Origin of the sequence: Streptomyces sp. CA-251247, from assembly GCF_050952975.1 — a bacterium.
Taxonomy (GTDB): Bacteria; Actinomycetota; Actinomycetes; order Streptomycetales; family Streptomycetaceae; genus Streptomyces; species Streptomyces achmelvichensis.
The window spans coordinates 3,065,541-3,083,101 of the sequence record NZ_CP191861.1; the positions used below are offsets into that span (position 1 = coordinate 3,065,541).

Below are 17,561 nucleotides of genomic sequence, written 5' to 3' on the forward strand. Positions count from 1 at the left end.
CTCAGCGCGCCGCGGCGAAGAGCTTGCTCCAGGTGCGCGGCCCCGGGTAGCCGTCGGCCTCGGCACCGCGCCAGCCCTGGGCGCGCTGGAACGCCTCGACATTGCGCCGGTCCGCCTCGGTCCAGCGCGGACCGGGGCCGGTCGTGTAGTGCTTGCCGAAGCCGCGCTTCACCAGTTGCTTGCCGAGCTGGGTGACGTATGCGCTGGACTGCCCCGGCCGGAAGTGGCCGCGGCCCGGGAAGGCGGGCGCGGTCACGGACCCGCCCGGTCCGGCCGTCCCCGCGGCCGGGATGTTCCTGCCCTGTCCGCCGGCGAGCAGCCGCCAGGTGTGCGCGCCCGGCAGCCCGTCCGCCTCCGCGCCCCGCCAGCCCTGGGCCCGCTGGAACGCCTGGGTGGCCCTGCGGTCCGCCTCGCCCCAGCGCGGCCCCGGGCCCTCGGTGTAGAACCGCTTGCCGCCCCTGGCCACCAGCATCGTGCCGAGGTCGGTGACGTGCTTGTTGTTCTTCCCCGGCCCGAAGACGGCCGCCCCCGGAAACGCTTCGGTCGCCGAGGAGCCCGGCGTGGTCGTGACCCCGCCCAGCCCCTTGTAGCGGTAGGGGATGTACTTGTCGGAGTTGGTCCAGTACGCCAGGGGCGTGGCCTGCTTGCGCGTGCCCGGCTTCGTCTGCTCGTACGCGACGTAGGAGGTGTGCGTGTAGTCGGTCCAGCCGCCGAAGAGCGTGACGTGCGAGCCCTTGGTCGGATTGGCCGGGTTGTGGAAGAGCAGCATGTCGCCGGGCTGGAGCTCCTCGCGGGTGATGCGGGTGCCGAACTGGTGGAGGCTGCCGGTCCACTCGTTGCCGACGAGGTTCCACGCCATCGAGACATAGCCCGAGCAGTCCTGGCGGTAGCCGTCGGACCAGTACGCCTCCATGCTGTACGGGACCTTGGCGGCGAGCCATTTCTTGGCGCGGTTGATGATCTCGGCCCGGGTGGTCTTCCGGAGTTCGGGGGTGGTCGCCGGCTTGCCGGACGGGCCGGCGAGCGGCCTGCCGTGCAGCGGGCCCCTGCCGCCCTGCTCGCTGTCCGGATCGTCCGCGGGGATCATCGCCGCATCGAGCCCGGAGATCCCCGGGTGGGCCCGGCCGGCCGCGGGCGCCGACGCGTGCGCGGCCCCCGCGCCCCCGCCGCCCAGCACCACACCGGCGGCGGTGACGAGGACGAGCGCCTTCCGGCATCCGTGGGCCGCCGGGTGCTCACCGGCGGCGAGCGCTCGGCGCTGCTGGGCGCAGCCCGGGCAGTCGCAGTCCGGGGCGGGCTCGTACTCCTCGAACACCGGCACCGTCATACCTGGCCCCTCCGCACTACTAGTGAAGATCTTTCGGGACGGACGCACGGGGTGCGCCCATGCCCCAACTGTCCTGACTAGTCGCATTTTGACGGACCAAAGGTAAAAAACGACCATCCGACAGGCCGGGAGCGATCAGATAATGGTCGGAGGCACTCGCCGTCATCCGGTAAAGTTCTCCAGGTCAGCAGGCGCCGCTAGCTCAGTTGGTTAGAGCAGCTGACTCTTAATCAGCGGGTCCGGGGTTCGAGTCCCTGGCGGCGCACGCACAGCGAGGCCCCTCACCACCGGTGAGGGGCCTTCGCTCTGTCCGGACGCGTCAGCGCTCGTCGACCGCCCGGGCAGCGGCCGGGCCCGTCGTCATCCCGGTCAGATAGGCCGAGACGACCACATTGGCCGTGTACGCCTTCGTCGCCGGGTCGAACGTGCCGCCGCAGGTGATCAGCCGCAGCTCGGCCCGCCCGTCCTGACGCGCGCCGTACACCTCCTGCGCGTCGAACCGCTCCCGGCCGAAGACCTGGACGTCGTCGATGGTGAAGACCGCGACCGACCCGTCCTCCCTGGTCACCCGCACCTTCTCACCGGGTTTCGCGGCGCTCAGACCGTAGAAGACGGCCGGCTTGGTCTCGGTGTCCACATGGCCGACCAGCAGGGAAGGGCCCGCTGCGCCGGGCTGGGCACCGCCGTCGAACCAGCCGACAGTCTGCGGCATGGAATAGGGCGGCGGATCGACGGCCCCGGTGGCATCCAGGCCGCGGGGCACGACGGCGGCGCTGACCCCTATGGAGGGGATGTCCACGCGATGGGGCCTGGCCGGCTCCACCGGGTCGTGGGCGGGAGGCAGCGGCACACCGAGGGGGCGCCCCACGGCCGCGACATCGCCGGTGGTGGGGGCTGAGCTCCCGCCGGGGCCGCCGGAGACCTCACGACCCCAGAGCCACAGTCCGAGCAGCAGCACGGCCCAGGCCACGCCGGTGAGCATGCGGCCGGAACCCGCCGGCCGTTCGCCGGTCCCCATGTCACTCAGCACCCGACCGGCGCCGCCGCGAGCCACGGAAGGCCACCGCGACGGCCGCCACACCCGCGAGGACCAGACCGGTCACGGCGTGCCCGGTGCCCGGGCCCGCGCCGTCCCGCACCTCGACGTGCTCCTGGTCGGCGGCCAGGGCCGCCGTACCGCCGCCGCCGGCCCGTACGGGCGCGTCCGGGGTCGGCTCCGCCGACGCGGACGCCTTCGCCCGGCGCTCGACGACCTTCAGCACACCCACGTCCGGGTGCTTGCGGCCGTCGCACGTCACACCGATCGTGTAGGTGCCGACTTTCACGGAGGACTTCACCCGCGTCTCCACGAACAGCCGGGAGCGCTGTCCGTCCTGCCAGGCGAGCTCGGCGGCGGAGACGAAGGCCACCGACGTCGCGGCACCCGCGGTGGTCTTGCAGCCCTTGACCAGGACCTCCACCTCGTCGCCCGGTACGGCGTCGGCCGGGGACACCGTGACATCCACGGCATCGTCCGCGCGGGCCTCGGGGGCGAAGGGTGCGAGCACCAGGACGGCGGCCACACCAGCGGCACGGAGAGCAATCGAACTTGAACGCATTGTGAACCTCCTGACACCGAAAGATTCACGCGTCTGGCGCGTTTTCGCATCCGCTGGAGCGATCTTGCCCGACCCTTACACTCCTGACCTGCACAAATACGCTGGGTGAGGGTGATGCCGGGCGGGCGTCACACGCGGTCGACGAGGTCCGCGATCGAGTCGACGACCGTGGAGGCCCGGAACGGAAAGCGGTCGATCTGATCCGGCGTCGTCACGCCGGTGAGGACCAGGAACGTCTCCATGCCCGCCTCCAGGCCCGCGAGCACGTCCGTGTCCATCCGGTCGCCGATCATCGCGCTGGTCTCGGAATGGGCGCCGATGGCGTTCAGGCCGGTCCGCATCATCAGCGGGTTCGGCTTGCCCGCGAAGTACGGATCGCGGCCGGTCGCCTTGGTGATCAGCGCCGCGACGGACCCGGTGGCGGGCAGCGGGCCCTCGGCGGAGGGACCGGTCTCGTCCGGGTTGGTGCAGATGAACCGCGCCCCGGCGTTGATCAGCCGGATGGCCTTGGTGAGGGCCTCGAAGCTGTACGTCCGGGTCTCCCCCAGGACGACGTAGTCCGGCTCCTGGTCGGTGAGGATGTAGCCGATGTCGTGCAGCGCGGTGGTGAGCCCCGCCTCGCCGATGACGTAGGCCGTACCGCCGGGCCGCTGGTCGTCCAGGAACTGGGCGGTCGCGAGGGCCGAGGTCCAGATGTTCTCCACGGGCACGTCCAGCCCCATACGGCCGAGCCGTGCGTGCAGGTCGCGCGCCGTGTAGATGGAGTTGTTCGTCAGGACCAGGAACGGCTTCCCGGTCTCCCGCAGCTTCTTGATGAAGGCGTCCGCGCCGGGGATCGGCACACCCTCGTGGATCAGGACACCGTCCATGTCGGTGAGCCAGGACTCGATCGGCTTGCGCTCTGCCATGTGACGGGACTCCTGCCGTACGCAGTGTGCTGGTGGCGCCGGGGGCACGCCGCTGTGCCCCCCGGCGCCACCAGCCTAATCAGGATGCGGTGACCTTGACCCCGTCGATCACCCAGTACCAGTTGTTCGCCCCCGTGTAGCGGAAGCGGAAGCTGACGCCGGAGGCCCCCGCGGGAACGCTCACGCTCAGCGACTGCGGCTTCGACACCACGTCCGCCGTGTAGCTCTTGATGCGGGTCGGCGTGCCGCCGTTGAAGGAGGCGAGGACCTCGGCGCTCTGGCTGGCCTCGTGACGGTAGAGGGTGGTGAAGTCCAGCCGTACGGTCGTCTTCCCGGACACCCCGTACGCCGGGGTCACCAGCGTCGAGTCGTACGGTCCCGAGTTCGCCTTGTCGTCCCACTCGTCGGAGTCGGCTACGGCGAAGACGCCGCGCGAGCGGACGTTGAGCTCGCGCCACTGGTCGCGCTGCGACCGGGACCAGAACTCGTCGGTGGCGAAGGCCCAGCCGCGCCACTCGGTCATACCGCCGGTGCCCATCGCGCTGTTGATGACGGACCAGCCGCTCGGCGCGGTGTGCGTGAAGCCGAGGACGCCCGCCGGGATGCCGGTCTCGTCCACGCGGCCGGTCAGGGACGGCAGCAGGGTGTCGAAGGGGTCCGTGGAGCGCTGCTGGACCGGCTTGCCGTCCAGGCCCCAGGACGCGTCGGGCACGATGCCGAGCTGGTGGAAGACGGTGGCGGCGACATCGACGAGCCGGGTGTCGGCGGGCCGGGCGCCGGCCGCGATGCCGGGTCCCTGCGCGAGGACGAAGGTGCGCCGCTCCTCGACGGAGCTGCCGCCGTGGCCGCCGGCGTCGGCGTGGCCGTGGTCGGTGGAAACGATGACCGTCCAGCGTTCGGTGGCGTAGGACGGGCGGGCCTTGATCGCGGTGAGGAAGCGGCCGAGGTAGCCGTCCTGGACGGCGATGGCGTCGAGGTAGCGCTGCCCGGTGCCGGAGCTGTGCGCGACGGCGTCGGTGTTGCCGAGGTAGACGAACAGCACGTCCGGGTTCTGGGACCGCAGGATCGACTCGGTCTCGTTCGCGATGGTCGCGTCGTGGCCCGGGTAGCCGTCGCGGTCCCCGTCGAGCACGAGCTTGACGTCGGTCCCCGGGGTGACGGTGCCCTGGTCGTCCAGCGCCTTCCAGTCGACGGCAGCGTAGGTGGAGAGCTCGGGGCGCACCTGCGCCAGCCGTGCCAGGAACCCGGGGTACGTGCCGTAGTTCTTGCCGGCGAAGGAGTTGTCCTTGACGCCGTGCTTGTCGGGCCAGACGCCGGTGGCGATCGTCGACCAGCCGGGGCCGGAGGAGGTGGCCGCCATCGGCGGCGCGTACAGCAGCGAGAGCCCGTACGTCCCGTTCGCCATCAGGGACTTCAGGTGCGGGGCGTTGGCCGCGTCGATCCGGTCGTGGCGCAGACCGTCCATGCCGATGACGAGCACCTTGTCCTTGCTGGTGCCGTTCGGCAGCGTGGGGGCCGCATAGGCGGCGGGTGCTGCGAGGGTGCCGGTGGCGGCGACCGCGGCGGTCGCGGCTCCTGCGGCGAGTACCGAGCGGCGGGACATGCCGTTGATCGGCATCTGATCCTCCGTCAGGGGTGGGTTTCCGAGGGTGGAGTGGGCAGAACGACGCCCCTGATTCCTCAGGGGCGTCGGTCCGTACCCGTTATCGTTCCGCGACAGATCGGCGCGGACCAGAGGGCATGGATGAACTCTCAGCTGCCGGTCGCGGACTTCCAGGCATCGATGTACGACTGGAGGTTCGTGTCGATGTCCTTCCAGTCCGGCTCGAAGATCTCCACGCCTTCCATCACCTTGGCGAGCGCGATGGCGTTGTCGTCGGTGGGCTTGATGTCGGAGCGGGCGGGGAAGCCGCCGCCGATCGCGCTGACCTGGCGCTGCGCCGTCTCGCTGAGCATGAAGTCGAGCAGCTTGCGGCCGTTCGCGGTGTGCGGGGCGTCATGGACGAGCCCGGCGGCGTACGGCAGCGCGAAGGTGGTCGGCCGGCTGCCGCTCTTCGCCGGGAACCAGATGCCGAGGTTCGGCATGGACGCGGACTGGGCGTGGTTCATCTGCACATCGCCGTTGGCGACGAGGATCTCGCCCTTGTCGACCTTGGGCGCCAGCTTGGAGGTGGACGAGGACGGGCCCACGTTGTTGCCCTGGAGCTTCTTCAGGTACTCCATCGCCGGCTCCTTGCCGCCGAAGTCGTGCATCGCCTTGATGACGACCGCGGTGCCGTCGCCCGCGACACCGGGGGTGGAGTACTGGAGCTTGTTCTTGAACCTGCCGTCCAGCAGCGCCTCCCAGGTCCCCGGAGCCTTGGGCAGCTGCTTCGTGTTGTGGATGAACCCGAAGTAGTTGTTGACGACCGAGGTCCAGGTCCCGTCGGCGGACTTGTCCGCGCCGTTCACCTTGTCCACGCCCTGCGGCTCGTACTTCTGGAGCAGTCCCTTGGAGCCGGCCTGCTGGATGAACGGCGGGAGGGTGACGAGGACATCGGCCTGGGTGTTGGACTTCTCGCGGACCGCGCGCTGCACCATCTCGCCGGAGCCGCCCTCCACGTACTTGACCTTGATCCCGGTCTGCTTCTCGAAGTCCTTGAAGATGCGGTCGTACCAGCCGTCGCCGTTCTCGCCCTTGAGGCCGTCGGCGCTGTAGACGGTGACGACCTTCTCGTCGGCGGCGGCGGAGGTGCCTGAGCAGGCGGAGAGGGAGGCGGCGAGGGCGAGGCTGCCGGCGACGGCGGCGATCGGCTTGAGGGTGTGCGTAAGCATGGCGTGGTGCGCTCCTTAGCGGAATGAGGCCTTGGTACGGATGCGGGAGAGGGCGAGCAGGACGAGCAGCGTGGTCGCCATGAGGACGACCGCGACGGCCGAGCCGGTGAAGAGGGACCCGCGGTCGGTGGCGGTGAAGATCAGCACCGGGAGCGGCATCCAGTCCGGCGGGTAGAGCATCATCGTGGCGCTCAACTCGCCCATGGACAGGGCGAAACAGAGCCCGGCGGCCGCGTTGAGCGACGGCAGCAGAAGCGGCAGTCTCACCCGGAGCAGGACGTACAGGGGCCGGGCGCCGAGACTGGCCGCGGCCTGCTCGTACATGGGGTCGAGCCGGGTGACCGCGGCGGCGACGGACTGGTAGGCGAAGGCGGTGACCAGGACGGTATGGGCGAGGATCACGATCCAGCGGGTGCCGTTGAGCAGCATCGGGGGCCGGGAGAAGGCGACCAGGACCGCGAGGCCGACGACGACCGAGGGGACGGCGACCGGCAGCACGAACAGCGCGTCGAGCAGCCTGCGTCCGCGCTTCTTCAGACCGGCGGCGGCGAGTGCGGCCCAGCTGCCGACGGTCAGCGCGAGCAGGCTCGCGGTGACCGCGGTGACCAGACTGGTGGTCAGGGCCTGCAACGACTCCCCGCGCACCGCCGACGTGTAGTGGGCGGCGGTCGGCCCGGAGGGGAAGGCGCCGGACCAGTTCGTGGAGAACGACGCGATGACGATGACGAGCAGCGGCAGCGCGAACAGCGGCACGAACAGAAGAAGGAAGAGGGCCCAGCAGGCCCACATGCCCTTGCGGCTATGCACCAACACGACGGCTGACCATTCGGTAGAGGCTGTAGAGGCCGACGGAGATCGCGATGTTGACCACGGCGACCACACAGGCGGCGGGGTAGTCGGACTCGAGAATCGCCTTGCCGTAGACGAGCATCGGCAGCGTGGTGACGTCCTTGGCCCCGGTGAACAGGACGATCCCGAACTCGTTCAGGCACATGACGAGCACGAGGCTGCCGCCGGCGCCGAGCGCGGGCAGCGCCTCGGGCAGGATCACCTGCCGGACGATGCGGGCCGGCTTCGCCCCGAGCGAGGAGGCGACCTCCAGCTGCGCGGTGTCGATCTGCGAGAACGCGGCGAGCAGCGGACGCATCACGAAGGGCGTGAAGTACGTGATCTCCGCGAGGAGTACGCCCCACGGCGTGGTGAGGAACTGGAACGGTCCGCTGCCGGCCCCGGTGACGTCCGTCCACACCCCGTTGGCCATCCCGACCGTGCCGTAGACGAACAGCAGCGCGAGCGTGATCAGGAAGGACGGGAAGGAGAGGAAGACGTCGATGAACTTGGCGACGGCCTTCCCGCCGGGGAACGGGACGAAGGCGATGACCAGCGCGAGGCCGAACCCGAGGACGAGACAGCCGACGGTGGCGCCGACGGCGAGCCACACCGTCGTGGAGAGCGCTTCGCGGAAGGCGTCGGAGCCGAAGACCCGTCCGTAGGCGCCCGGTTCGAGCGACTCCTGCACCACAAGGGCGAGGGGGTACAGGAACACGAGAGCGAGGACGGCGACGGGCGGCAGGCTCCACAGGGCCGCGGCGGGCACCCGGCGCACCGGGGCGGTACGGGCGGGCACCGGCGACGGGGCCGGGCGCTCCGCCACCATCACGGAGTCAGCCGGACCGGTCATGGCCGACCCCCGCTCCCAGCAGCACCGCATCCTCCGGCGCGAAGTGGACGGTCACGTCCTCACCGAGCACCGGCACCGCCCGCAGCTCGCGGACATCGGCCGTGACCCGGTGCCCGTCGACCTCGACGTACAGCCGGTGGGTCGCGCCCCGCCACTGCACCTCGGCGACGCGTCCGCGCAGGGCGTTGGGCCCCTCGCCCAGGCCGACGAGATGCGGGCGTACACACAGGGTGGCGCCCGCGCCGGGCGCGGCTTCCCCGACGGCCACGTCGAGTGCGGCGCCCTGGAAGGAGACCCCGCGGTCCCCCACGGTCACCGGCAGCAGGTTCGCGGTGCCGACGAACGACGCCGTGAATTCGGTCGTCGGCCGCCGGTAGAGGTCCTGCGGAGTGCCGCAGTCCTGGAGCCGCGCCTTGTCCAGCACCGCGATCCGGTCCGCCAGCGTCAGCGCCTCCACCTGGTCGTGGGTGACGTACAGGATCGAGACGTCGGGCAACTCCCGGTGCAGACGTGCCAGTTCGGCCAGCATCCCGGACCTGAGCTGGGCGTCCAGCGCGGACAGCGGTTCGTCCAGCAGCAGCACCCCGGGCCGGATCGCGAGCGCCCGGGCGATCGCCACGCGCTGCTGCTGCCCGCCGGAGAGCTCCCGCGGATGGCGCTGCGCGTACGCCGCCATCCCGGTCATCTCCAGCGCCTCGGCGACCCGCCCGGCGATCTCGCGCCGCGGTGTCTTCCGGGCCCTGAGCCCGAAGGCCACGTTGTCCGCGACCTTCATGTGCGGGAAGAGCGCGTACTGCTGGACCACCATCCCGATCCCGCGGCGGTGCGGCGGCAGGCCCGTGACATCGCGGTCGCCGATGAGGATCCGCCCGGAGGACGGCTGTACGAAGCCCGCGACCGCGCGCAGGGCAGTGGTCTTGCCGGAGCCCGAGGGGCCGAGCAGGGCCATGACCTCGCCGGGTTCGACGGTGAGGTCGAACGAGTCCAGAACCGTGTTCCTGCCGCTGCCCGCGCCGTAGGCGACCGAGACGTTCTCGAAGCGGATGCCGCTGCTCATCGGTCGTCCACCCCGGCGAGCAGATCCGGCAACTCGGCCACGGACGCGAGCACATGGGTGGCACCGTGGTCCAGCAGCTGCGTCCTGTCGTGCGCTCCCGTGAGCACACCCGCGACGACGCCCGCCCCGGACCGCACTCCGCTGAGCATGTCGTACGACGTGTCGCCCGCGACCGCGATGTCGCGTACGCCGTCCACCGCCCCCGTCCGCAGGAAGGCGGCGAGCACCATGTCCGGGTAGGGGCGTCCGCGTCCGCCCGCGTCGGCGGGGCAGAGGGTGAGCTCCACCAGGTCCTGCCACCCGAGGGCGGCGAGGATCGCGTCCTGGGTCGTGCGGGCGAAACCGGTGGTCAGCACCACGGTTCGGCCCTGGGACCGCAGCTTCTCGACGGCTTCGGCCGCACCGGGGACGGGGGCGATCCGTCCGGCGCCCACCAGCTCTCCGTACGCCTCCTCGAAGGCGCGGTCGGCCTGCTGTGCGCGCTCCTCGCTGCCGAAGAGGTGCCGGAACACGGAGATCTTCGACTCGCCCATGGTGGCGCGGACATGGCCGATCATCGCTTCGGGCGCCTCACCGAGGCGTTCGGCTGCCGCGGCGAAGGCCTGCTCGACCAGTCCGCCGTCGGCGACCGTCGTACCGGCCATGTCCAGGACGACGAGGTTCGTTCGGGTCATCAAAATCACCAGCCCAGTTCGTTCGCGGTCTTCTCGGCGATCGCCGGCGAGCAGGTCATGCCGCGCCCGCCGGGACCGGTCACCAGCCACACGCCGTCGCGCACCTGCTCCCGGTGGACGACACGGCCCGTGTCGGTGCACTGCGCGTACACCCCGGCCCACCGGCGGCGGACCTTCGGCAGCGGCCGGCCGAGGAAGGACTCGACCACGCCGGTCAGGTGCTCGTAGGGGTCGTCGAGGGTGTCGAAGGCGAAGGGGTGCTCGTACTCGTGGGTGTCGCCGATGGTCAGCCCGCCGTCGCGGCGCTGCACCATCAGCAGCTGCATCTTGTGCTCGGCGGCCGTCGGGGCCTGCGGCTGGCCGGAGCCCAGAGCGTCCAGCGCCTCGCTCGCGTAGGCGGGGTAGTAGCGGAAGCTGTCGGCGTCGGCGACGGAGGTGGTCAGCTGCTCGCCCAGCGGGTCGGTCTGCATCATCTGGAGCCGGACGCGGCGTACGGGGAGGACGGGGGCGAGTTCGCGGACGAGGCCGGAGAGCGCGGCCCCTGGGCACAGCACGACGGCGTCGCCGCTGTGCACATCGCCGTGGTCGTCGCGGACGGATGCCTCACCCACCACGTCACGGACCTCGCGCCCGCCGAGGTAGGTGTACCGGCCGGACTCCAGCAGGGCCTTCTTCAGGGCCAGTTGGGCGGGCCGCGGCTCCACCGCCGCGTCCCGCTCGCACCACAGGGCGGCGATGAACCGGCCCCGCAGCGCGGGGTTGATGTCGCGCGCCTCGGCGGTGGTGACCAGCTTGTAGCCGCGGGCGGCGGCGTCGGGTCGGGCGACCGCCGCTTCGGCCACGGCCAGTTCCAGCTCGTTGCGCACGGGGGTGAGCGAACCGATGGCCCGGAAGCCGAGCTCCGGCACCCGCTGCCCGATGGACTGCCACAACTCGCGGGCGCGCAGGGCGGTTTCGAGCTCCACCCCGCCCGCGCGGCCGCTCACCCAGATCTGTCCGAAGTTGCGCAGACTCGCGCCCCGGGCCTCCTGCTCCCGCTCGATCTGTACGACCTCGTGGCCGCGTTCCACTGCGTGCCAGGCGTGCATGGTTCCCACCACGCCGGCTCCTACGACGATGACTCTCACGGCCGCAACGCTCCTCGCGGCCGGTGTCCCGTTCGGGGACGACCGGCAACGGGACGGTGAACGGGCCGTCAAGCTTGGACTAGACCCGTTATCTTTCTGTGATATTGACGCGTGTCCGGTACGGGTCGCATGCGGGCCGTCTGCCGGCTGCCGGGCGGGTGTCGCGGCCGGTCAGCCGCCGTTGCCGAGATGGGTGGTGAAGCTGAAGCGGTCGCCCCGGTACAGCGTCCGTACACGCTCCAGCGGACTGCCGTCGGGGTCGCGCGACAGACGGTGGAGCAGCAGCATCGGCAGCGCCGGCGGCGTACCGATCAGCAACGCCTCGCGCGGTGTCGCCAGCACCGTCTCGATCCGCTCGTCCGCGTCACCGAAGGCGATGGACAGCCGCTCCCGCAGATAGGCGTAGAAGGAGGAGTCGGGGTCGAAGTCGGCGTCCAGGCGCGGCACCCGGGCAACGGTGACGTACGTGCTCTCCAGCCCGACGCGCTCGTCGTCGGCGAGCAGCACCCGCTCCATGTGCCACACCGGCTCGCCGACGCTCGCGCCGATCTCCGCCGCCAGCGCCGCCGAGCAGGGAAAGCGGTCCAGGCCGATGAGGTTACGGCCGGGCCTGCGGCCCTGCCTGCGCACCCCTTCGGTGTAGCTCGCGAGCGAGAGCGGCTGCTCCAGTTTGGGGCCGGCGACGACGGTGCCGCGGCCCTGTCGGCGCAGCCGTCCCTCCAGCAGGAGTTCGCGCAGCGCCTGGCGCACGGTCTCGCGCGACACCGCGAACCGCAGGGCGAGATCGCGCTCGGTCGGCAGCGGGTCGCCCTCGGCCGACTCGTCGACGAGCGCGGAGACACGCGCCTTGACGGCGTAGTACTTGGGGATGCGTCCGTGCTCCGGAATGCCGGAGCGGACAGGGGCGCCGGGCGCCTGGTCGTTCGGGTAGTCCACCGCCCGATGCTCGCAGACGCATATGAACGATCAGCGGCGGCCCGTCCGCAGCTTCCTGGAGGCCAGCACCACGACGGCGCTGCCCAGCACGATGGTGCCCAGAGCCATGCCGAGACGGGCCAGCGCCCCGGTGCCCGTGGTGGCGAGCTCGTCGCGGGTGACCGAGAGGCCGGAACCGTCGTCGTCCATGACGGCGAAGCGGTAATCGCCCGACTCTCCGACCCAGTCGCCGTCGTCACCGCGCCGCTGGACGACGGCGGCGTTGACGGTGACCTGGTTCGGCGGGGTGTCGGCGGTCAGCGCGAACCGGACCCGGACGGTGACGGTCGCGCGGGCGGGCACCGCGAAACCGGCGAACGCGCCGTCGTCGAGTACGCCCACGACCTCGTCCTCGGCGGTCGTCTCCAGGGAAGCGGGCCGCCAGCGCGAGGCGTCCTCGTCGTAGAACTCGAGCGTGACCCTGGGCGGGGTCAGCCCGCGGTCCCGCGCGGCGAAGACGATCACCGGGTGGATGTTGCGGCAGGGTTCCGCGGTGGTGTTGGCGAGATCGACGGACCACTGCTCGAAACCGCCGCCGGGGTGGTGCACGGGCGGGCCGCCGTGGATACGGGAGTCGATCGGGAAGCTCTTGGCGGCCACCGCGCCGCAGGTGGGCTCGTCCCCGGGTGCACGGACGGCGGTGACGCCGACGGCGGCCTTGCTCGCTGTGACGTTGCTTGCTGTGTCGTTGTTCGCTGTGGCGTTGCTCGGGGTGGCCTTGCTCGCTGTGGCCTTGCTTGCTGTGTCGTTGTTCGCTGTGGCGTTGCTCGGGGTGGCCTGGTTGGCGGCGGTCTCGGAGACAGCGGCCCGCGCGGCCGGGTCGGCGGTGGCGGCCGCCGGGGCCGCGAGGGCGGCGGGGACGACGGTGGCCGCGGCGGCGCCGGCGGCGAGGACATTGCGCAGTCGCATGGCTGACCTTTGCTGTTCGGCCGGTGCGGGCAGGGGACGTGGGCGCGACCCTGCCACGCGGGCGCCCGGGGACCCGGGAGGCACGTCCCCGAACGGCCGAACTCCGCCCTATCAGCGTATTTTCTGCCCGGTACGGGACGGCGGGAGCGGGGACGAGAAGGTCGCCTCGGCCCGCCCGAAGACCGGGGCGAGCACCAGCTGTGCCGCGCCCTGCGCGACCGTGTGCGGACCACCGTTCGCGAGCTCCACCGGCACGGACGCCTGCTCGCCCACTCCACGGACGAAGGTGCCTGCCGCGGCCTCGACGACCCGGCCTCCGAGCAGGACGCGGTCGATGTCCAGCAGCTCCACGAGGTTGGCGGCGCCGACGCCGAGAATCCGGGCCGCTGCCGCGAGGTCCCCGTCGGCGACGGCCGCCAGACAGAGCGCCTCGATGCACCCCCGCCGGCCGCACCCGCACGACGGCCCGTCGAGCTGCACGACCTGATGCCCGAACTCCCCGGCCCCGGTCCGCGCCCCGCGGTAGAGCCCGCCACCGAGCACGAGACCCGCCCCGAGCCCGGTCCCCAGATGCAGATACGCGAACGAGTCCCCGCTCCCCTGCAGAGCGAGCCCGAGGGCTGCCGCATTGGTCTGGAGGGCGAGACCGAGAGCGGCGGCGTTGGTGTCCTTGTCGAGCGCGACGGGCAGCCCGAGCCGCTCGGCGAGAGCGTCCCGCAGGGGAAAGCCGTCCCACTGCGGGAACCCGGTGACGCGATGAGGGACGCCGGAGGTGTGATCGAGCGGCCCGGGCATGGCGACGCCGACACCGAGGACGCGGTGGGAGGTCCCGGGGTTGGGGGCGGGGTGCGTGTCGGGAGCGGGTTCGGCAGTCAGCGGGGCCGGTCCGGGTACGGCGAGCCAGGGAGCCGGTCCGGGTACGGCGGCGGGTCGGAGGCCGGGGCCCGTTCCGGTGGCGGGGCCGCGAGCGGGGCCCGGTCCGGCGGCGGGCTCGTGGCCGGGCGCGGAACCCGGTTGCCCCCCGGACGACTGCCCGGCGGAGAGAGGCCCGGCGGACGACTGCCCGGCGGAGAGCGGCCCGGCGGACAGAGCCCCGCCCGATTCGGAGGCGGTCAGCAGGGACTCCACCTCGACCGCCACCGCCTCCACCACCGCATCCGCGCCGGCCCCCAGATCCAGCGGCACCACGCGCCGGCCGACGAGGACGCCCGCCAGGTCCAGCAGCACCACGGTCAGCTCGTCACGGTCCAGGTGCAGCCCCACGGCGTGCGCCGCCGGAGGGACCAGGCGCAGCACCGTACGAGGCTTCCCGCCGGTGGAGGCGCGGTAGCCCGCCTCCGCCACCAGCCCGCTCGCCCGCAGCCGCGCCGTGATCTTGCTGACCGCCTGAGGGGTGAGCCCGGTGCCCTCCGCCAGTTCGAGCCGGCTGATCCCGGCCTCGCCCGCCACACGCAACAGCTCCAGCACGCGCGCCGCGTTCGCGCTGCGCAGTCCGGACAGGCCGGGCAGTTCGGGCAGCTCGGCCCCACCGGCCCCCCGCTGCCGAGGCCGCGTCCGTTTCCCTGCCCGCTCCCGCGTCCGTACCTGCTCCCGTTGGTGTTCATGCCGACTATTCTCCCCCTCGCTTGCACTTTGGCAACACCGTTGCTTAAGTGGGACCATGACTGGCACCGGCACCCCCCTCCGCGTCGGACTCGTCGGCTACGGCCTGGCGGGCTCCGTCTTCCACGCCCCGCTGATCGCGGCCACCGAGGGCCTCGTCCTCGACACGATCGTCACGTCGAACCCGGAGCGGCAGGAGCAGGCCCGCGCCGAGTTCCCGGATGTACGCTTCGTGGCCACGCCCGAGGAACTGTGGGCCCACGCCGGCGAACTCGACCTCGTCGTGATCGCCTCCCCGAACAAGACCCACGTCTCCGTCGCCACCGCCGCCCTCGAAGCGGGCCTCTCCGTGGTCGTGGACAAGCCGATCGCCGGCACCGCCGCCGAGGCGCGTGAACTCGCCGCCCTCGCGAAGGCCCGCGGTCTGCTGCTCTCCGTGTTCCAGAACCGCCGCTGGGACAACGACTTCCTCACCCTCCGCAAGCTGATCGCGGACGGCTCGCTCGGTGAGGTCCAGCGCTTCGAGTCCCGCTTCGAGCGGTGGCGCCCGCAGCTCAAGGGCGGCTGGCGCGAGTCGGGCGACCCGCAGGAGATCGGCGGTCTGCTGTACGACCTCGGCAGCCACCTCGTCGACCAGGCGCTGACGCTGTTCGGCCCGGTCACCCTGGTGTACGCGGAGTCCGACCTGCGCCGCCCCGGCGCCCAGGCCGACGACGACACCTTCTTCGCGCTCACCCACGCGAACGGCGTCCGCTCGCACCTCTACGCCAGTGCCACCACCGCCCAGCTCGGCCCGCGCTTCCGCGTCCTCGGCTCGGCCGCCGGATATGTGAAGTACGGCCTGGACCCGCAGGAGGCGGACCTCCGCGACGGCAAGCGCCCGGACACCCACAAGCCGTGGGGCGTGGAGGACGAGTCGCAGTGGGGCCGGCTCGGCGCCGGAGAGTCACCGCTGACGGGCGGCGGCGACCCGGTGGAGACGCTCCCGGGCGACTACCCTGCGTACTATGCGGCCGTTGCCGACGCCCTGCGCAACGGCACTCCCCCGCCGGTCACCGCCGAGCAGGCGGCCGCCGCGCTCGAGGTCCTGGAGGCCGCGCGCCGCTCCGCCCGTGAGGGCGTCACCGTGGAGGTGTCCGTATGACAACGCCCCCCACCATCCATGAGCTGGTCGACCAGGAACGCCGTCTGACCCTGCGCCGGTTCAACCATGCCGACGCATGGGCGCTCGGCAGCATGCTGGTCGAGATGGCGCACCTGCGTGAGGCCCCGGTGGCCATCGACATCCGCCGCGGTGCGCAGCAGCTGTTCCACTGCGCACTGCCGGGTTCGAGCGCGGACAACGACGCCTGGATCGACCGCAAGCGGCGGGTCGTCGAGCGCTACGGCGAGAGCTCGTTCCTGGTCGGTACGCGGCACCGGGAGAAGGGCACGACGTTCGAGGAGTCGTCCCGCCTGGACCCGGACACGTACGCGGCACACGGCGGATCGTTCCCGATCACGGTCGAGGGCGCGGGAGTGATCGGCACGGTCACGGTCTCGGGCCTCCCCCAGGCAGAGGACCACGCGATGGTGGTGGACGCCCTGTCCCGCTTCCTGGCCTCCACCCCACCGGGCACATAACGGACCCGGCCAAATCCAGCCCGTCCGGCAATTTCCAGCCCGTCCGGCGCTTGAGGACACGGCCGCAGGCCGTACCTGCCCACGCGCCGAAACCCTCCGTACCGGCCGGCCCAAATCCAGCCCGTCCGGCGCTTGAGGACACGGCCGCAGGCCGTACCTGCCCACTGGGCGGGGGCCCGACCCCGGACCCCCGTCCAGCACACCCCGTGGCCGGGACCGGAACTCGCCGCACCCACGGCTCGGGGCCGGAACCCGAAGCCCCGGCACCCCGGCGGCCCGGGGGCCGACCCCGAAGCCCAGCACCACAGGCCCCGGGGGCCGACCCCGCACCCCCAACCCCCGCGCCGCCAGGCGCGCTACGCGTCCTTGAGGTCCTGCCGCTGCCTCCCCAGCCCCTCGACCTCCAGCTCCACCACGTCCCCCGCCCGCAGATACGGCTTCGGTTCGGGCTGCCCCATCGCCACCCCCGCCGGCGTACCCGTGTTGATCACGTCTCCCGGGTACAGCGTCATGAACTGGCTGACGTACCGCACCACCTCGGCCACCGGGAAGATCTGGTCGGCCGTCGAGCCGTTCTGCTTCAGCTCGCCGTTCACCCACAGCCGCAGGCTCAGCGCCTGCGGGTCCGGTACCTCGTCCGCCGTCACCAGCCAGGGGCCCAGCGGGTTGAACGTCTCGCAGTTCTTGCCCTTGTCCCATGTACCACCGCGCTCGATCTGGAACTCGCGCTCGGACACGTCGTGCGAGATCGCGTATCCGGCGACGTACGACAGCGGGTCCTCGTCGTCCTCCAGATAGCGCGCCGTACGCCCGATGACGACCGCGAGCTCGACCTCCCAGTCGGTCTTGCGGCTGCGGCGCGGCACCAGCACCGTGTCGTTCGGCCCGACGACCGTGTCCGCCGCCTTGAAGAAGACGACGGGCTCCTTGGGGGCCTCCGCCCCCGTCTCGGCCGCGTGGTCGTGGTAGTTCAGCCCGATGCACACGACCTTGCCGATCCGGGCGAGCGGCGGGCCGGTGCGCAGCCCGTCGGCGGCGAGCGCGGGCAGCTCACCAGCCTGTGCCGCGGCCCGGATCCGGGCGAGGGCGGAGGCGTCGGCGAGCAGCTCCCCGTCGATGTCCGTGACGATGCCGGACAGGTCGCGCAGGGTCCCGTCCCCGTCGAGCAGGGCCGGGCGCTCGGCGCCCGAGGTGCCGACACGCAGCAGCTTCATGGTCTGTCTCCCCTGGTTCGGTGCGAGCCCGGACGATGGGTAGCGGCCATCG

The 17,561-nt window shown here is 71.9% G+C and carries 17 protein-coding genes and 1 tRNA gene; 3 read left to right on the plus strand and 15 right to left on the minus strand.

The genetic code is table 11. From position 1 onward, the window contains the following. Window position 1 precedes the first annotated feature (1 nt). Window positions 2–1,327: a peptidoglycan-binding protein gene (locus tag ACQPWZ_RS13370; RefSeq protein WP_433571428.1), complete on the minus strand. Its 1,326-nt coding sequence runs from the start codon at window positions 1,325–1,327 to the stop codon at window positions 2–4. A 191-nt stretch (window positions 1,328–1,518) separates the two neighbouring features. On the opposite strand from ACQPWZ_RS13370, the gene ACQPWZ_RS13375 reads away from it, so the two are divergent. Next, a tRNA-Lys gene (locus ACQPWZ_RS13375) sits at window positions 1,519–1,592 on the plus strand. Between the two features lie 54 nt (window positions 1,593–1,646). Here ACQPWZ_RS13375 and ACQPWZ_RS13380 read toward each other — a convergent pair. From ACQPWZ_RS13380 to ACQPWZ_RS13440, 13 genes are all read right to left on the minus strand, one after another. Next, window positions 1,647–2,345, minus strand: coding sequence for a class F sortase (locus ACQPWZ_RS13380; RefSeq protein WP_433571429.1), 699 nt, complete (start codon window positions 2,343–2,345; stop codon window positions 1,647–1,649). Between the two features lies 1 nt (window position 2,346). Next, window positions 2,347–2,925, minus strand: a complete 579-nt coding sequence (locus tag ACQPWZ_RS13385) for a hypothetical protein (RefSeq protein WP_433571430.1) — start codon at window positions 2,923–2,925, stop codon at window positions 2,347–2,349. A 128-nt stretch (window positions 2,926–3,053) separates the two neighbouring features. After that, entirely contained in the window at window positions 3,054–3,833 is a 780-nt protein-coding gene (locus ACQPWZ_RS13390; RefSeq protein ID WP_340473259.1) for an HAD-IIA family hydrolase, read from the minus strand. Window positions 3,834–3,912: 79 nt separating this feature from the next. Next, window positions 3,913–5,451 (minus strand): alkaline phosphatase family protein, encoded by a 1,539-nt coding sequence (locus ACQPWZ_RS13395; protein ID WP_433571431.1) that lies wholly within the window; start codon window positions 5,449–5,451, stop codon window positions 3,913–3,915. Between the two features lie 134 nt (window positions 5,452–5,585). Then, window positions 5,586–6,647 carry a 2-aminoethylphosphonate ABC transporter substrate-binding protein gene (locus ACQPWZ_RS13400; protein WP_433571432.1) on the minus strand — a complete coding sequence of 354 codons (1,062 nt, stop codon included), beginning with the start codon at window positions 6,645–6,647 and terminating at the stop codon, window positions 5,586–5,588. A gap of 15 nt (window positions 6,648–6,662) precedes the next feature. Beyond that, window positions 6,663–7,460 carry an ABC transporter permease gene (locus tag ACQPWZ_RS13405; protein ID WP_433571433.1) on the minus strand — a complete coding sequence of 266 codons (798 nt, stop codon included), beginning with the start codon at window positions 7,458–7,460 and terminating at the stop codon, window positions 6,663–6,665. Continuing rightward, window positions 7,447–8,328, minus strand: a complete 882-nt coding sequence (locus ACQPWZ_RS13410; protein WP_433571434.1) for a 2-aminoethylphosphonate ABC transporter permease subunit — start codon at window positions 8,326–8,328, stop codon at window positions 7,447–7,449. The genes ACQPWZ_RS13405 and ACQPWZ_RS13410 overlap by 14 nt, the downstream gene beginning before the upstream one ends. Beyond that, a complete protein-coding gene (locus tag ACQPWZ_RS13415; protein ID WP_433571435.1) occupies window positions 8,312–9,385 on the minus strand; it encodes an ABC transporter ATP-binding protein in 1,074 nt (357 codons plus the stop codon). Before ACQPWZ_RS13415 ends, ACQPWZ_RS13410 begins: the two co-directional genes overlap by 17 nt. Next, window positions 9,382–10,059 (minus strand): phosphonatase-like hydrolase, encoded by a 678-nt coding sequence (locus tag ACQPWZ_RS13420; protein WP_433571436.1) that lies wholly within the window; start codon window positions 10,057–10,059, stop codon window positions 9,382–9,384. Before ACQPWZ_RS13420 ends, ACQPWZ_RS13415 begins: the two co-directional genes overlap by 4 nt. Window positions 10,060–10,064: 5 nt before the next feature. Next, a complete protein-coding gene (locus ACQPWZ_RS13425; RefSeq protein ID WP_433571437.1) occupies window positions 10,065–11,186 on the minus strand; it encodes a TIGR03364 family FAD-dependent oxidoreductase in 1,122 nt (373 codons plus the stop codon). Window positions 11,187–11,357: 171 nt separating this feature from the next. Then, window positions 11,358–12,122, minus strand: coding sequence for a GntR family transcriptional regulator (locus ACQPWZ_RS13430; protein ID WP_313946144.1), 765 nt, complete (start codon window positions 12,120–12,122; stop codon window positions 11,358–11,360). A 30-nt stretch (window positions 12,123–12,152) separates the two neighbouring features. Further along, window positions 12,153–13,070 (minus strand): hypothetical protein, encoded by a 918-nt coding sequence (locus ACQPWZ_RS13435; protein WP_433571438.1) that lies wholly within the window; start codon window positions 13,068–13,070, stop codon window positions 12,153–12,155. Between the two features lie 111 nt (window positions 13,071–13,181). Continuing rightward, window positions 13,182–14,537: an ROK family protein gene (locus tag ACQPWZ_RS13440; protein WP_433571439.1), complete on the minus strand. Its 1,356-nt coding sequence runs from the start codon at window positions 14,535–14,537 to the stop codon at window positions 13,182–13,184. A 193-nt stretch (window positions 14,538–14,730) separates the two neighbouring features. On the opposite strand from ACQPWZ_RS13440, the gene ACQPWZ_RS13445 reads away from it, so the two are divergent. Next, complete coding sequence (locus ACQPWZ_RS13445) at window positions 14,731–15,816, plus strand: Gfo/Idh/MocA family oxidoreductase (RefSeq protein ID WP_433571440.1); 1,086 nt, start codon at window positions 14,731–14,733, stop codon at window positions 15,814–15,816. Next, a complete protein-coding gene (locus ACQPWZ_RS13450; RefSeq protein ID WP_313946141.1) occupies window positions 15,813–16,295 on the plus strand; it encodes a heme-degrading domain-containing protein in 483 nt (160 codons plus the stop codon). The genes ACQPWZ_RS13445 and ACQPWZ_RS13450 overlap by 4 nt, the downstream gene beginning before the upstream one ends. A gap of 356 nt (window positions 16,296–16,651) precedes the next feature. On the opposite strand, the gene ACQPWZ_RS13455 is transcribed toward ACQPWZ_RS13450, so the two are convergent. Further along, window positions 16,652–17,509 (minus strand): fumarylacetoacetate hydrolase family protein, encoded by an 858-nt coding sequence (locus tag ACQPWZ_RS13455; RefSeq protein ID WP_340473269.1) that lies wholly within the window; start codon window positions 17,507–17,509, stop codon window positions 16,652–16,654. Window positions 17,510–17,561 lie beyond the last annotated feature (52 nt).

Excerpts from the sequence above, each read along its gene's own strand:
- ACQPWZ_RS13445 (WP_433571440.1), top strand. The coding sequence starts at position 14,731 with ATGACTGGCACCGGCACCCCCCTCCGCGTCGGACTCGTCGGCTACGGC.
- ACQPWZ_RS13390 (WP_340473259.1), bottom strand. The coding sequence starts at position 3,833 with ATGGCAGAGCGCAAGCCGATCGAGTCCTGGCTCACCGACATGGACGGT.
- ACQPWZ_RS13435 (WP_433571438.1), bottom strand. The coding sequence starts at position 13,070 with ATGCGACTGCGCAATGTCCTCGCCGCCGGCGCCGCCGCGGCCACCGTC.
- ACQPWZ_RS13370 (WP_433571428.1), bottom strand. The coding sequence starts at position 1,327 with ATGACGGTGCCGGTGTTCGAGGAGTACGAGCCCGCCCCGGACTGCGAC.
- ACQPWZ_RS13420 (WP_433571436.1), bottom strand. The coding sequence starts at position 10,059 with ATGACCCGAACGAACCTCGTCGTCCTGGACATGGCCGGTACGACGGTC.
- ACQPWZ_RS13450 (WP_313946141.1), top strand. The coding sequence starts at position 15,813 with ATGACAACGCCCCCCACCATCCATGAGCTGGTCGACCAGGAACGCCGT.
- ACQPWZ_RS13415 (WP_433571435.1), bottom strand. The coding sequence starts at position 9,385 with ATGAGCAGCGGCATCCGCTTCGAGAACGTCTCGGTCGCCTACGGCGCG.
- ACQPWZ_RS13455 (WP_340473269.1), bottom strand. The coding sequence starts at position 17,509 with ATGAAGCTGCTGCGTGTCGGCACCTCGGGCGCCGAGCGCCCGGCCCTG.
- ACQPWZ_RS13400 (WP_433571432.1), bottom strand. The coding sequence starts at position 6,647 with ATGCTTACGCACACCCTCAAGCCGATCGCCGCCGTCGCCGGCAGCCTC.
- ACQPWZ_RS13380 (WP_433571429.1), bottom strand. The coding sequence starts at position 2,345 with ATGGGGACCGGCGAACGGCCGGCGGGTTCCGGCCGCATGCTCACCGGC.
- ACQPWZ_RS13410 (WP_433571434.1), bottom strand. The coding sequence starts at position 8,328 with ATGACCGGTCCGGCTGACTCCGTGATGGTGGCGGAGCGCCCGGCCCCG.
- ACQPWZ_RS13395 (WP_433571431.1), bottom strand. The coding sequence starts at position 5,451 with ATGCCGATCAACGGCATGTCCCGCCGCTCGGTACTCGCCGCAGGAGCC.
- ACQPWZ_RS13385 (WP_433571430.1), bottom strand. The coding sequence starts at position 2,925 with ATGCGTTCAAGTTCGATTGCTCTCCGTGCCGCTGGTGTGGCCGCCGTC.